The organism is Rhizobacter sp. (assembly GCA_019635355.1).
In the GTDB taxonomy this organism is placed as follows: Bacteria; Pseudomonadota; Gammaproteobacteria; order Burkholderiales; family Burkholderiaceae_C; genus Rhizobacter.
On sequence record JAHBZQ010000001.1, the window covers coordinates 1,976,856 to 1,989,566 of the forward strand.

A 12,711-nucleotide genomic window follows, 5' to 3' on the forward strand; every position below is an offset into this window, starting at 1 on the left:
GCTTGCGCAGCCCGCATTTGGCGAAGGAGTTGTCCATGTCCGAGTTCTCGACTTCGTGGAGCCGCCGCCGGTTCCTGTCCACCACCGCGGCCGGAGCTTCACTCGCCGCGACGGCGCCGCACGTCTTCGCGCAGAAGCCCGTCACCGTCGGCCTGATCTACGTCGGCCCACGAGACGACTACGGCTGGAACCAGGCGCACGCCGTGGCCGCCAAGGCCTTGCGCGCCGTGCCCGGCGTGAAGGTGGTCGAGGAAGAAAACGTGCCCGAGACCGTGGCGGTGCGCAAGACGCTCGAGGCGATGGTGAAGTCCGACGGTGCCTCGCTCGTCTTCGGCACCTCGTTCGGCTACTTCGACCCCTTCATGATCGACATGGCCAAGCGCAACCCGAAGGTGGAGTTCCGCCACCCCACCTCGCTGTGGTCGGCTGACAAGCACCCGATGAACCTCGGCGGCTACTTCTGCTTCCTCGACCAGGCGCACTACGTCAACGGCATCGCCGCCGGCCTCTCGACCAAGTCGAACAAGATCGGCTACGTGGCCGCCAAGCCCATCCCCATCGTGCTGCGCAACATCAACGCCTTCACGATGGGCGTGCGCAAGGTCAACCCCAACGCCACCGTGCAACTGGTGATGACCGGCGACTGGTCGATGCCCGTGCGCGAGGCCGAAGCCACCAACTCGCTGGTGGCGAGCGGCTGCGACGTGATCGCCTGCCATGTCGACAGCCCGAAGATCATCGTCGAGGCCGCCGAGAAGCTGGGCGCGAAGACGCTCGGCCACAACGCCTCGCAGGCCAACCTCGCGCCCAAGGGTTTCATCACCGGCGCCGAGAACAAGTGGGAGACGGTCTACAAGGCCTTTGCCGCCTCCATCGCCAAGGGCGAGAAGCTGCCCAACACCTTCTTCGGCGGCTATGACAAGGACATGGTCGCCAGCACGCCCTTCGGTGCGGGTGCCACCGAGAAGGCCCGCAATGCGGCCACCGCCGCCATCGCCGACATGAAGACCGGCAAGCCGATCTTCGCCGGGCCGATCAAGAGCAACACCGGCAAGCTCGTCATCGACAAGGCCTATGGCAACTACGACCCCTTCCTCGACCGCATGGACTTCCTGGTCGAGGGTGTGGTCGGCTCCCTGACCTGACGCCATGGCGACGACCGTCATCCGCGGCGGGCGCCTGCTCGATGCCGCCTCACGCAGCGCACCGCCCACCGACCTGCTGGTCACCGACGGCGTCATCACCAGCCTCGGTGCGCCCGGCATGGCCGCACCGGCCGATGCGCAAGTGTTCGACGCCACCGGCACGCTGATGCACGCCGGCCTCGTGAACGGCCACACCCACGGCAGCACCAACCTCAGCAAGGCCACGCACGACCGCTGGACGCTCGAGCTGCTGCTCAGCGGCTCGGGCGAGTGGGCCGCCAACCAGACGCGCAGCCACAAGTACCTCAACACCTACATCGGTGCGGTCGAGATGCTGCAGAAGGGCTGCACCACCGCCTACGACCTCACCTTCGGCTTCCCGCTCGCCACGGTCGACGATCTCTACGCCATCGGCCAGGCGTATGTGGACGCCGGCATGCGTGCCGTGGTAGCGCCGATGCTGCAGGACGTGTCGTTCTACAAAGCGATCCCCGGCCTCTACGACGCACTGCCGGCCTCACACAAGGCACAGGTCGATGCGAGCGGTGGCGACACCGGCTTCATCCTGAAGTCGATGGAAGAGGCGCTGAAGCACTGGCCGCACGACCCGGCGCAGGTGAAGCTCGGCATCGCGCCGACGATCCCGCTGCACTGCTCCGACGAGCTCACGCTCGGCTGCGTGAAGCTCGCCGCCGAATACGGCGCGATGACGCAGTCGCACGTGGCCGAGTCGAAGGTGCAGGCGGTGGCCGCGATGAAACGCTGGGGCAAGTCGCTCACCGCGCATTTCGACGATCTCGGCATGCTGGGCCCGCGATTCACCGTGGCGCACGGTGTGTGGCTCGACGACGACGACATGCGCCGCCTGGCCGCCGCGGGTGCCTCGGTGTCGCACAACGCCGGCAGCAACATGCGCCTGGGCGCCGGCATCGCCGACTCGCGCCGCATGCTGGAACTCGGCGTGAACCTCGCACTTGGCACCGACGGCGCCATGTGCGCCGACAACCAGAACATGTACGAGGCGATGCGCTATGCCTCGATGGTGTCGAACGTGCGCACGCCCGACTACGAACAGTGGCTGAGCGCACCCGAGGTCTTCACTGCGGCCACCCAGGGCGGCGCACGGGCCACGGGCTTCGACCAGACCGGCCGCCTCGCGGTGGGCTGCCTCGCCGACATCGTGTTCCTCGACCTGCAGTCGATCAACTGGATCCCGATGAACGACCCGGTGAACCAGGTCGTGCTGACCGAAGACGCCACCGGCGTGCGCGACGTGATGGTCGGCGGCAAGCTCGTGGTGCGCGGCGGCCGGCACGCCGACGCCGACATGGCGAAGCTGGCGCGCGACGCCCAGGTGGCACGAGACGAAGTGGCCACCGCCAACACCGAAGGCAAGCACCTCGCACAGGCCCTCGAGCGCGCGGTGGGCAGCTTCTGCATCGGCCTGTGCCGCGAGCCCTTCCACCTGCACCGTTACGGCGGCCCCTTGGGGCTGTGACCAACCTCGTGCCTTGGCACGGTTGATGCGTTTTCAAACCCGCATGCCGTTGCATGCACCACTGCAAGGACTGCCCATGTCGAAGCCCGCCGACCCGAAAGCCAAGAACACCATCGTGATGCCTCCCGCCACCGACTTCAGCCGCCGCTCGGTGCTGAAGGCCGGCCTCGCCGCCAGCACGCTCGGCACGGCCTCCCTCTGGAACAGCGCCGATGCCGCCGACCCGAAGGTGCTGAACTACCTCTCGTGGCCGGGCAACGCCGACCCGTCCATCGTGGGCGAGTTCGAGAAGCAGTACGGCGTGAAGATCCGCATCAAGGAATACGTGGGCGGTGACCAGATGATGGCGGTGGTGAACCAGTCGCCCCCCGGCACCTTCGACGTGGTGCTGGCCGACGCCGAGTACATGCACCTCCTGAAGGCGGCCGATTTCATCGAGCCGCTCGACCCGGCCGACTACCCGCTGAAGGACCTCTGGCCCGAGTTCCAGAAATTCCCGCTGCACTGGTTCGACGGCAAGCTCTACGGCGTGATGCTCGACTTCGGCTACCTGGGCCTGTCGTACAACACCAAGGCCTTCACGCCGAAGGAAGTGCAGTCGTACTCGGTGATGTGGAGCGAGAAGGCCAAGGGCAAGGTCGGCTTCTTCGACTGGTACCTGCCGTCGATGGGCTGCATCAGCCTGTCGAACGGCAACCGCCCGCCCTTCGACCTCGACAAGGCCAAGTTCGAGGCCTTGAAGAAGAAGATGTTCTCGCTGAAGCCGCAGGCCTCGGGCTTCTACACCATCGCCGACATCTTCTCGTCGATGACCAACGGCCGGGCGCAGCTGATCCCCGGCATCGGCGAGTGGATCACGCTCGGCCTGCGCACGAGCGGCGTGCCGGTCGACACCATCATCCCGGAAGAAGGCGGCCTGCAGTACACCGAGTCGCTCTCCATCGTGAAGGGCACCAGCAAACGCGACCTCGCGCGCAAGTTCATCCAGTACTCGCTCACGCCAAGGGCGCAGGTGGCGATGGCCACCAAGGTCGACAACCGCAAGAGCATCCCGTCGATGCCGGCGTGGAAGCTGCTCAACGACACCAAGCCGCAAGAAGCCAAGCTGCTGCGCATGGAGCTCAAGGGCCCCAACGTGATGGACGAGTACAAGGCCAAGAAGATCCAGCTGCGCCAGCTGCCCAAGCAGCAGTCCATCGAAGACTGGAACGACCTGTGGAGCCAGTTCAAGAGCCTGTGATGGGATACGCATGAGCGCCGTCATGTCCCAGCCCGTGGCCGAGCCGGTGCCGCACCGCGCCCGCACCGCTGGGTCGCAGCGCGTGCTGCCCGCGGTGCTGGGCCTGCCGGTCTTCCTGTGGCAGGCGGTCTTCTTCGCGGCGCCGCTCGTCTTCCTGATCGTCATCACCTTCTGGCAGGTGAAGTCGTTCCGGCTGGAGCCCGCGTTCGTGCTCGACAACTGGGAGCGAGTGCTGCTGTCGAGCCCGTTCCAGCGGGCGCTGGTGCACACGCTCACGCTCTCGGCGGTGACCACGGTGCTCGCGCTCGTGATCGCCTTCCCGGCGGCCTACACCATCGCCTTCCGCCTGCCGGCGCGGCTGCGCGACCTGGCAGTGGCTGCGCTCATCGTGCCCATCTTCTCGAGCTACATGCTGCGCATCTACGCGTGGCAGATCGTGCTCAGTCCCGAGGGGCTGATCAACACGCTGATCGGCCACCTCGGCATCGACCCGCTGCCCATGCTCGGCGGCGCCTTCTCGCTGCAGATCGGGCTGCTGACGCTCACGCTGCCGATTGCGGTGCTGATCCTCGTCTTCGCGCTCTCGGGCATCGACCGCACGCTGATCGAAGCCGCCGAGAACCTGGGCTGCCGTCGCAGCCGCGTGATCGCGCACGTGCTGCTGCCCGCCATCCGCCCGGCCCTGCTGCTCGCGGCCACCACCACTTTCCTGCTCGCCTTCGGCGACTACATCAGCCCGCTCTTCATGACGGGCAGCAAGCCGCCCACGCTTTCCATCCTGGTGGTGGACACGGTGAAGTCGGGCTCGCAGTGGCCGCGTGCGTCGGTGGTCGGCGTGGCGATGCTGCTCGTGCTGGCCGTGGTGTTCGGCCTCGGGCGCTGGCTGGGCACACGAGGCACCGGAAAAGGCCATTCATGACTCTGACCGCTCTCTCACGCACGCTGCAGTACGCGTTCGTCGCCGCCCTCTTCAGCTTCATCGCGGCGCCGATGCTCGTCATCGTCGTCTTCTCGTTCGACGCCAACCGCTTCCCGGCCATTCCCTGGGGCGGCTTCAGCCTCGAATGGCACCGCGCGATCTTCGAAGACGAGATGGTGCGCGACGCCTTCGTCAACAGCCTGTGGGTGGGGCTCGGCACCGCGGTGCTCTCCACCGTGCTCGGCTTCGCGGCGGCCTATGTCGACCACCGCTACCGCTTCCGCGGCAAGACGGGCTTCGCGCTGCTGGTGGCCCTGCCACCGGCCGTGCCGGCCACCATCCTCGGCATGGCGATGCTCGCCTTCCTCTCGCGCATCGGTCTCTTCGGCCGCATCGAGACGATCACCGCCTGCCACGTGGCCATCGCCACCTCGTTCTCGATGGCCATCATCGGCCTGCGGCTCGGCGAGATGGGCAAAGACCTGGAGCAGGCAGCCTGGAACCTCGGCGCCTCGCCGGCCACGGCGCTGCTGCGCATCGTGGTGCCCTTCTGCAAGCCGGCGCTCATCGCATCGTTCTTCCTGTCGGCCGCGGTGTCGTTCGACGAATTCCTGATCGCCTGGTTCGTGGGCGGCGTGCACGAGACGCTGCCGGTGCGCATCTTGAACCTGCTGCAGGGCCAGGTGAACCCGAAGATCAACGCCATCGGCACGGTGGTGCTCGTCATCAGCCTCACGCTGGTGCTGGTGGCGCAGCGCTTCGTGGGCGTGAAGGTGGCAAAGAAAGTGGAGGCAGCATGAGCTCGGCTTTCGTCTCGCTAAAAGCCGTCGAGAAGAAGTTCCCCGGCCACCACGCCGTGCGTGGCATCGACCTCGACATCGCCGCCGGCGAGTTCATCGCCATCATGGGCCCGTCGGGCTGCGGCAAGTCGACCACCTTGCGCATGATCGCGGGGCTCGACGAGCCCAGCTCGGGCGAGATCTTCATCGGCGGCAAGAGCATGCGCGGCATCCCTGCCTTCCAGCGCGACACGCCGATGGTGTGGCAGAGCCTCGCGCTCTTCCCCTTCCTCACCGTCGCAGAAAACGTGGCCTTCCCGCTGCGTATGAAGAAGATGGGGCCCGACGTGCGCCGCAAGCGCGCACTCGACTGGCTGGATCGACTGGGCCTGGCCGGCATGGCCGACCGGCAGGTGTCGCAGCTCTCGGGTGGCCAGCGCCAGCGTGTGGCGATCGCACGCGCACTCGTCACCGAGCCCTCCATCCTGCTGCTCGACGAGCCGCTGAGCGCGCTCGATGCCCACCTGCGCGTGCGCATGCAGACCGAGCTGGCGCGGCTGCACCGCGAGCTGCGCATCACCTTCGTCTACGTGACGCATGCCCAGTCGGAAGCCTTCGCGCTGGCCGACCGCATCGTGGTGATGGCCGATGGGCTCATCCAGCAGGCCGGCAAACCGCAGGACGTGTACCGCGCGCCGGCCAACGCCTTCGTCGCCAACTTCATCGGCACCAACAACCTGGTGACCGGGGAAGCCAAGGCGCACGACGGCGAGTTCATCACCGTCGAAGGGCCGCTCGGCCGCTTCCCCGTCAAGGCGCCGCAAGGCTGGCCGATGGGCACGCCCGCGAGTTTCGTGATCGCGGCCGACCGCGTGGCGCTGCAGCCTGGTGATGCGCATGACGAAGCGGGCGTGGCCGGCACGGTGCTCGGCCTGGAGTTCGTCGGCTCCACGCAGACCGTCTTCGTCGAGATGGGCGACGGCAAGGAATTCCGCGTGCAGAAGCAGCAGCACGAGATCGAGTCGCTCAACCTCGCCCCCGGCCAGCGCGTGACGCTCAGCTGGGACCCGCGCCAGACCTGGCTGCTGCCACAGGCCGCTTGAACGCGGACCAACGCCGGAGCCTCACACGATGTACACCCAAGCCTTCATGCAACGCGCCCTGGCGCTGTCGGCCCAGGCCCTCGACCAGCCGGGCACCGAGCCCTTCGGCGCGGTAATCGTGAAAGACGGCCGCATCGTCGGCGAAGGGTTCAACCACGCCCGCGCCAAGTGGGACCCGACCGCACACGGCGAGGTCGAGGCCATCCGCGACGCCTGCCAGCGCCTGGGCACCCTGCAGCTCGACGGCTGCGAGCTCTACACCTCGTGCGAGCCCTGCGCGCTGTGCGTGTGCGCGATGGGCATCGTGGGCATCTCGGCGCTGTACTACGGCGCCTCGCTCGAACAGTCGCACGACGCGATCGACGCCCTGCCCGCCAGCGCACGCCCCCCGATCGACACCGAGGCCCTGCGCCGCGAAGCCGGTGCGCCGATCGCCGAGCGGCGCATGCCCTCGCGGCAAGCGCTCGACGGCGAAGCGGTCGCCATCCTGAAGCGCTGGGCCGCGTCTCGCACCCCCACGCCCTGACAACCCACCTTTCAACAGGAGCCTCTCCATGAAGCGTCGCCTCGTTCTTGCCGCCGGTGCAGCGGCCCTGTCCTCGCCGGCCTGGGTCGGTGCGCAAAGCGCATGGCCGGCCCGCGGCCCCGTGCGCCTGATCGCGCAGTTCCCGCCAGGCGGCCTGGTCGACACGGTGGCGCGGCTGATGGCGCCCCACCTCTCGCAGGCCCTCGGGCAGACGGTGGTCGTCGAGAACCGGCCGGGAGCCGGCGGCCTCATCGGCACCGACTACGTGGCCAAGCAGCCGGCCGATGGCTACACCCTGCTCGTGAGCCACGCTTCGGTCCACATCTACGCCGCCGCCACGCGAAACGTGATGCCCTTCGACCCGGTGGCCGACTTCTCCCACCTCGCCATGCTGGTGGAGGCGCCGATGGTGCTGCTGGTGCGCGGCCAGTCGCCGGTGCAAAGCCTCGCGCAATACGTGACGATGGCCAAGACCAAGCCCGTGCGCTACGGCACCTCGGGCGTGGGCTCGGCCAACCATCTCTTCGGCGAGCTGCTCAAGATCGACGGGCAGGCGCCCGAGCACGACCACGTGCCCTACCAGGGCAGCGCCCCTGCGATGCAAGACCTGCTGAGCGGCCAGATCGACGGCCTCTTCGACCCCATCACCACCAACGTGGCGCAGCTCAAAGCCGGCTCGCTTCGCGCGCTCGCCGTCTCGACCCCGGCGCGCCTGCCGGCGCTGCCGAGCATTCCCACCTTCGCCGAACTCGGCTACCCGTCGATGACCGGCTCGCAATGGCTGGGCCTCTCGGCGCCGAAGAACCTGCCCGCGCCGATCGCGCAGCGCCTCAAGTCGCTCATGCCCGAGATCCTCGCCAAGCCCGACGTGATGGCCCGCCTGGAGGAGCTGCAGACACTGCCGCGCAAGACGCCGGTGCTCGGCGACGACTTCACCACGCTGATCCGCTCGCAGATCGACACCTGGACCCGCGTGGCCCGGCGCGCCAAGGTCGAAGTGATCGCCTGACGGGCGCGAGGCCGAGGCCTCAGGCGGCCGCGACGATCTGGTTGCGCCCGCCCTGCTTGGCGCGGTAGAGCCGCCGGTCCACCAGGTCGACAAAGGGCGGCGACTCCTGGCCGGCCGCGGGGATCACCGTGCCCACGCCCATGCTCACCGTCACCAGCTGGCCGAGCGGCGAGTTGCCATGCGGGATCTGCGCCTTGAAGATCGCCTGCCGGCAACGCTCCGCCACAGCCGCGGCGGCGGCCTCGTCGCTCGCGGGCAGCACCAGCACGAACTCTTCGCCGCCGTAGCGCGCCAGGAAATCGCGTGGCCGGTTGGCGGCCGTCGACAGCGCCTGCGCGATGCGCCGCAGGCACTCGTCGCCTTCGATGTGGCCGTGGTGGTCGTTGTAGCGCTTGAAGAAGTCGACGTCGAACATGATCAGCGAGAGCGGCTGCGTGTTGCGGCGGGCTTCTTCCCATTCGATGGCGAGCACCGCGTCGAACTTGCGGCGGTTGGCCACGCCGGTGAGGCTGTCGAGGAACGACAGCGCCTCCAGCTCGCGCTGCAGGCTCAAGAGCTTCTCTTCGGTCTTCTTGCGCTCGGTGATGTCGAACATGAAGCCGATGAGCGAGTCGACCTCGCCCGTCTCCTTGCGCACCACGTGCACCACGTCGCGAATCCACACGTAGTCGCCGCTGGCGGTGAGCGCGCGGTAGTCGGCCTCGTGGTCCACGCCGGCCTGCGACTGCGAGACGCAGAAGTTGACGACACGGTCGCGGTCGTCGGGGTGCATTCGCGAGGCCCAATCCTCCACGCTCACCCAGCTCGACGGTGCCCAGCCGAGCAGCGGCTCGATCTGCGGGCCGATGTAGGCGAAGGTCATGGTCGCCCAATCGATCTTCCACGGGATGGCACGGGTGGATTCGAGCAAGGTCCGGTAGACGGCGCTATCGGGTTCGCTGGGATGCATGGTCAAAGCCCCGGAGGTACGACGACGCAAGCATAGCGGCCCTCCCTCGCTGAACACGCGTGCGTTTAGCGGGCATCTTCCAGGTGTTGCTTGAGCACCTGCAACCCCTGGCGTGCGCGCCGCGTCATCAGACGCCGCGCCAGCGGCAGCAAGATGAAGCGCCGCCAGCCGGTGGTGCGCCGGCTGTACATCCGCCAGCTCAGCTCGCACGCGCCGGGCGCCGTTGGCCGACACACGATCTCCATGCGCGGCAGCACGCTCGCAAGCGTGCCCTCCGTCACGATCCTCTTGCCGGGCTCGACCTCCACCACCCGGATGGAAACAAAGGCCCGCCCCCGCATCGGCTGCACGAACTCTTCGCGGTAGTGCTTTCCGACAGTGTCGAACGGCAAGCCGTCGGGGGTGGTCACACGCAGCACGCGCGGAAACCACGCCGGGAAGTTCTCGAGATTCGCGGCGTAGTCGAATGCGACACGCGGTGGGCAGGCGATGGCCACGGTGGCCTGGGCGAGAAGGTACATGCACGGCTCCTGTGAGAGTGAGCCGAAGGCTAAAGTGTGGACCCTGGTCCACAGTCAAGCCCCATCTTGGAAATCAAGGAACTCGAAGCCCAGACCGGCCTCGGCCGCGACGCGATCCGCTACTACGAGCGCCGGGGCCTGCTGGGCGCCGTGCCGCGCGGCCCCAACAACTATCGCGACTACCCGCCCGCCCTCGTCAAGCAGCTCAAGCTGCTGCGGGCCATGCAAGGGCTGGGCTTCTCACTCGACGAGATCCGCAGCGTGCTCGACGGCATGCGCTCGCAAGGCCTCGACTGCCGGGCCGGCGCAAGGCTGCTGGCGGCCAAACGCGAGGTTGTCGAAACCCAGATCCGCGAGCTGCGCCGTGTCAGCCGCGTGCTGCGGGCGGAGCAGGGGCGGCTGGAGGAGCGGGCGCGCAAGCATGGGCGGGGGTAGCGCGAATTTGCCCCTTCGTCATTCGACGCTTGCCGACTCGGGTTCCGAGTGCCGGTCAGGCTCCGTGGTGCGGAGGATTTCATTCAGCACCGACGTGGCGTAGTTCCCGGCGGGCAACGAGAACGTGAGCACCAGTTGATCCGCCTGCGGCCATTCCCATGTCAGGTCCGCCGGGCTCGCCACCAGGGCGCGGCGCTCTTGATCCAGGCCGGCGTGTTCCATGCCGTCGCACAAGGTGGCGTGACGTTCGGCCACGCTGTTTTCCAGGGCCTGCGCTTGGTCGGTGGTGGACACGCGGCCCCGCCCCCAGAGCGGCCCGGTGGGCCGGCCCGCATCGTCCAGCACGTCGCCGGGCAGGGTCTTGCCCCACAGGCCCTGCTGAATGCGCAGTGCCAGCACTTCATTGAAGACGAAGGAACGCACCGCCGAGAGGTAGAGGCCCTTCTTCTTCGGGTTGCGCACGCGGATCTCGCGCGCCAGCATGGCCCGGCCCTGTTCGACGTTGCCACCGTCGAAGCCGAAACGCTGAGCGCCGAAGTAGTTGGGCACGCCCTGTGACGCAATGGCCTGGAGATTGGCCTCGATCGCCTTCATGGCGCCAGGGTTCCCGGTCACCTCACGCAGCACGATGCGGAATCGGTTGCCCTGCAGGTCACCGGGGCGCAGCTTCTTCACATGGCGGCTCTGGCTCAGCACCTTGAACTCAGGATGCTGAAGCTGGGTCAGGTCAGGCGTCTCGCCCTTCGGCAGATAGAGGCTGAACCACTGGCGGGTGATGGCGTAGCGGTCCTTGAGGCCGGCATAGCCCACGTCCCGTTCCTGCACGCCGGCGGCCTCGGCCAAGCGTTGGGCGACGAAGGCGGTGTTGGCACCGTTCTTCTCGACGTCCAGCCAGAGGTGTTCACCCTCACCGGAGGGCAGCTGCAGCGGCAGCTCGGTCACGATGAAATCCTCGTTGAGGCGTTTCAGGGTGGCGCTGGCGCCGCTCGCCGGATAAGCGTTGGGCCACTGTGGCAAGGTGGTGTCGTGAGCGTCGGTCATGAGTGGTCGTGATTTTCTCCCGCTCAAGACTTCGGCCTGAACCGGTCTTTTGCCCCAGCTTCGCCCAGAACGGAAGACCCCACGCCAGCAGCCTTCCGCCTGCCTTGCTAGAGTGTTGGCACCCGCGCGATGCGGGCATCTCTTGAACGGAGAAACCCCATGTTGACACCCGCCCTTCACGGCGGGCGAGACGCAAGGCAACTCCAGCCTTCCGTTCCCCGCTGTCATCTCCTCGGTGCCGAGCTGCCGCTCGATCGCATCGACATCCTGCGCCGTCGTTTCGCCCGGCGCCTGTGCTTCAGCGTTCCCGATCGTTAGGGTCGTTTCGACTCCAGACGCCTTCGCGTCGCCACCCGCCGCAACACCGCTGCCATCGGCCACCTGCCGAGGCCGCTGCGTTCGCGCGATGTTTTCACGATCCAACGAAGCACGACCATGAACTCACTTCTGAACACCCCGCACACCACCGCGCCCGCCACCGAGCGCACCCTCGTCTCGAACCTCGCCTTCGGCGCCTGCAGCGCGTTGATGCCCTACGTGCTCGCCACGCTTTTGCTGGTCGCGTTTGGGTGACGGGTGCTCGCTGAGCTAAGGCGAGATCCAAAGCAAGGGGAGCACCCCTTGCGCCCAAGACTCCGGTGTGCCGAACGGCTCACCACTCATCTCCGCCTTGAGCTTCGCGGCCCGCGTTTCGGCCGCCGCCACAGCTGCATCCTGCTTGAGCGCACGATGCAGCAGCGCAAGGCGCTCCTGGCATTCGGCAGCGCGCGCAAGTACGCCGTTGCCGGGGCTGCCCCACTTCTTGGCCGACACGACCAACTCGGCTTCTATGAGCTTCATCGCTTCCCGATGAAGGCTCACAGCTTTCTTGAGTTCCCCGCGCGCGGCCTGCAGCGCGCCGAGGCTCTGAAGCGTCCAGGGACTGCCATCGAACCTCACGCCGAAACTCGTGGCAGACGGGGTGGACCAAAGGCCCATCACGCGCTCGAGGATCTTCTCTGCGTCGTCGGTTCGCCGTTGCACGTGGTACGCGCGCGCCAGCGCTTGCAACGGGAGTGTCAAGTTGACATGCGCCCTGCCGAACTCCCGTTCGCCGATGGCGAGCAGCCGCAAGTACGCTTCTTCCGCGGGCGCGAATTGCGATTGCGCCACGTGGTTTCCCGCCAGGTACATCAACGCATCCCGAAGCTCCCAGCTCTCCTTGCCGAACCGATGCTCGTCGACATTCAATGCCCGCACGAAATACGGGTGTGCCGAAGCGTAGCGCTTCTGATCGGCATGGATGCGGCCCAGGTGCGTCAGCACGATCGCCAGCGGTTCGCTTGGCGGCGCATTCTCACCCCCGATGTCGTCCAACAGCGTCTTGGCGCTGGCAAGCGCCTCGTCATAGCGCGCTTGCTCGCGCGCCTTCGTTGAGTTCATCAACTGTCGAAGCCATTCGTCGGTCTGGGCGGCTGCGGTGAAGGCCACGAAGGCAAGCGCGAACGCGGCGAAGCGTCGAAGAAAAGTCATATAGCCGGCCGGGAAAGTCATGCTGCGTTCGCCA

The 12,711-nt window shown here is 67.3% G+C and carries 14 protein-coding genes; 10 read left to right on the forward strand and 4 right to left on the reverse strand.

From position 1 onward, the window contains the following. Positions 1–35: 35 nt before the first annotated feature. The 8 genes from KF892_08780 to KF892_08815 all read left to right on the forward strand — a co-directional run bounded on the left by KF892_08780 (position 36) and on the right by KF892_08815 (position 8,219). Positions 36–1,145, forward strand: a complete 1,110-nt coding sequence (locus KF892_08780; GenBank protein ID MBX3625091.1) for a BMP family ABC transporter substrate-binding protein — start codon at positions 36–38, stop codon at positions 1,143–1,145. A 4-nt stretch (positions 1,146–1,149) separates the two neighbouring features. Beyond that, positions 1,150–2,643, forward strand: coding sequence for an amidohydrolase family protein (locus tag KF892_08785; protein MBX3625092.1), 1,494 nt, complete (start codon positions 1,150–1,152; stop codon positions 2,641–2,643). Positions 2,644–2,719: 76 nt separating this feature from the next. Continuing rightward, positions 2,720–3,883, forward strand: a complete 1,164-nt coding sequence (locus KF892_08790) for an extracellular solute-binding protein (GenBank protein ID MBX3625093.1) — start codon at positions 2,720–2,722, stop codon at positions 3,881–3,883. Between the two features lie 22 nt (positions 3,884–3,905). Next, entirely contained in the window at positions 3,906–4,802 is an 897-nt protein-coding gene (locus tag KF892_08795; GenBank protein MBX3625094.1) for an ABC transporter permease, read from the forward strand. After that, complete coding sequence (locus KF892_08800) at positions 4,799–5,602, forward strand: ABC transporter permease (protein MBX3625095.1); 804 nt, start codon at positions 4,799–4,801, stop codon at positions 5,600–5,602. The genes KF892_08795 and KF892_08800 overlap by 4 nt, the downstream gene beginning before the upstream one ends. Next, positions 5,599–6,684 carry an ABC transporter ATP-binding protein gene (locus tag KF892_08805; GenBank protein ID MBX3625096.1) on the forward strand — a complete coding sequence of 362 codons (1,086 nt, stop codon included), beginning with the start codon at positions 5,599–5,601 and terminating at the stop codon, positions 6,682–6,684. The genes KF892_08800 and KF892_08805 overlap by 4 nt, the downstream gene beginning before the upstream one ends. A gap of 28 nt (positions 6,685–6,712) precedes the next feature. Continuing rightward, positions 6,713–7,210, forward strand: a complete 498-nt coding sequence (locus KF892_08810) for a nucleoside deaminase (protein ID MBX3625097.1) — start codon at positions 6,713–6,715, stop codon at positions 7,208–7,210. Positions 7,211–7,238: 28 nt separating this feature from the next. Further along, on the forward strand, positions 7,239–8,219 hold the full coding sequence (locus KF892_08815) for a tripartite tricarboxylate transporter substrate binding protein (protein ID MBX3625098.1): 981 nt from the start codon (positions 7,239–7,241) through the stop codon (positions 8,217–8,219). Between the two features lie 19 nt (positions 8,220–8,238). Here the strand turns inward: KF892_08815 and KF892_08820 are convergent, their stop codons facing one another. After that, positions 8,239–9,168 carry a sensor domain-containing diguanylate cyclase gene (locus KF892_08820; GenBank protein ID MBX3625099.1) on the reverse strand — a complete coding sequence of 310 codons (930 nt, stop codon included), beginning with the start codon at positions 9,166–9,168 and terminating at the stop codon, positions 8,239–8,241. 65 nt (positions 9,169–9,233) lie between these two features. Further along, positions 9,234–9,689, reverse strand: a complete 456-nt coding sequence (locus KF892_08825; GenBank protein MBX3625100.1) for an SRPBCC family protein — start codon at positions 9,687–9,689, stop codon at positions 9,234–9,236. 66 nt (positions 9,690–9,755) lie between these two features. Between KF892_08825 and KF892_08830 the strand changes: the two genes are divergently transcribed. Then, positions 9,756–10,124 (forward strand): MerR family transcriptional regulator, encoded by a 369-nt coding sequence (locus KF892_08830; protein MBX3625101.1) that lies wholly within the window; start codon positions 9,756–9,758, stop codon positions 10,122–10,124. A gap of 18 nt (positions 10,125–10,142) precedes the next feature. Here the strand turns inward: KF892_08830 and KF892_08835 are convergent, their stop codons facing one another. Next, on the reverse strand, positions 10,143–11,165 hold the full coding sequence (locus KF892_08835; protein MBX3625102.1) for a tRNA pseudouridine(13) synthase TruD: 1,023 nt from the start codon (positions 11,163–11,165) through the stop codon (positions 10,143–10,145). A 435-nt stretch (positions 11,166–11,600) separates the two neighbouring features. Between KF892_08835 and KF892_08840 the strand changes: the two genes are divergently transcribed. Beyond that, positions 11,601–11,738: a hypothetical protein gene (locus KF892_08840; GenBank protein MBX3625103.1), complete on the forward strand. Its 138-nt coding sequence runs from the start codon at positions 11,601–11,603 to the stop codon at positions 11,736–11,738. A gap of 15 nt (positions 11,739–11,753) precedes the next feature. Here KF892_08840 and KF892_08845 read toward each other — a convergent pair whose 3' ends face one another. Then, a complete protein-coding gene (locus tag KF892_08845) occupies positions 11,754–12,698 on the reverse strand; it encodes a tetratricopeptide repeat protein (protein ID MBX3625104.1) in 945 nt (314 codons plus the stop codon). Positions 12,699–12,711 lie beyond the last annotated feature (13 nt).

Excerpts from the sequence above, each read along its gene's own strand:
- KF892_08805 (MBX3625096.1), top strand. The coding sequence starts at position 5,599 with ATGAGCTCGGCTTTCGTCTCGCTAAAAGCCGTCGAGAAGAAGTTCCCC.
- KF892_08790 (MBX3625093.1), top strand. The coding sequence starts at position 2,720 with ATGTCGAAGCCCGCCGACCCGAAAGCCAAGAACACCATCGTGATGCCT.
- KF892_08785 (MBX3625092.1), top strand. The coding sequence starts at position 1,150 with ATGGCGACGACCGTCATCCGCGGCGGGCGCCTGCTCGATGCCGCCTCA.
- KF892_08840 (MBX3625103.1), top strand. The coding sequence starts at position 11,601 with ATGAACTCACTTCTGAACACCCCGCACACCACCGCGCCCGCCACCGAG.
- KF892_08845 (MBX3625104.1), bottom strand. The coding sequence starts at position 12,698 with ATGACTTTCCCGGCCGGCTATATGACTTTTCTTCGACGCTTCGCCGCG.
- KF892_08795 (MBX3625094.1), top strand. The coding sequence starts at position 3,906 with ATGTCCCAGCCCGTGGCCGAGCCGGTGCCGCACCGCGCCCGCACCGCT.
- KF892_08825 (MBX3625100.1), bottom strand. The coding sequence starts at position 9,689 with ATGTACCTTCTCGCCCAGGCCACCGTGGCCATCGCCTGCCCACCGCGT.
- KF892_08815 (MBX3625098.1), top strand. The coding sequence starts at position 7,239 with ATGAAGCGTCGCCTCGTTCTTGCCGCCGGTGCAGCGGCCCTGTCCTCG.
- KF892_08800 (MBX3625095.1), top strand. The coding sequence starts at position 4,799 with ATGACTCTGACCGCTCTCTCACGCACGCTGCAGTACGCGTTCGTCGCC.
- KF892_08810 (MBX3625097.1), top strand. The coding sequence starts at position 6,713 with ATGTACACCCAAGCCTTCATGCAACGCGCCCTGGCGCTGTCGGCCCAG.
- KF892_08835 (MBX3625102.1), bottom strand. The coding sequence starts at position 11,165 with ATGACCGACGCTCACGACACCACCTTGCCACAGTGGCCCAACGCTTAT.
- KF892_08820 (MBX3625099.1), bottom strand. The coding sequence starts at position 9,168 with ATGCATCCCAGCGAACCCGATAGCGCCGTCTACCGGACCTTGCTCGAA.
- KF892_08780 (MBX3625091.1), top strand. The coding sequence starts at position 36 with ATGTCCGAGTTCTCGACTTCGTGGAGCCGCCGCCGGTTCCTGTCCACC.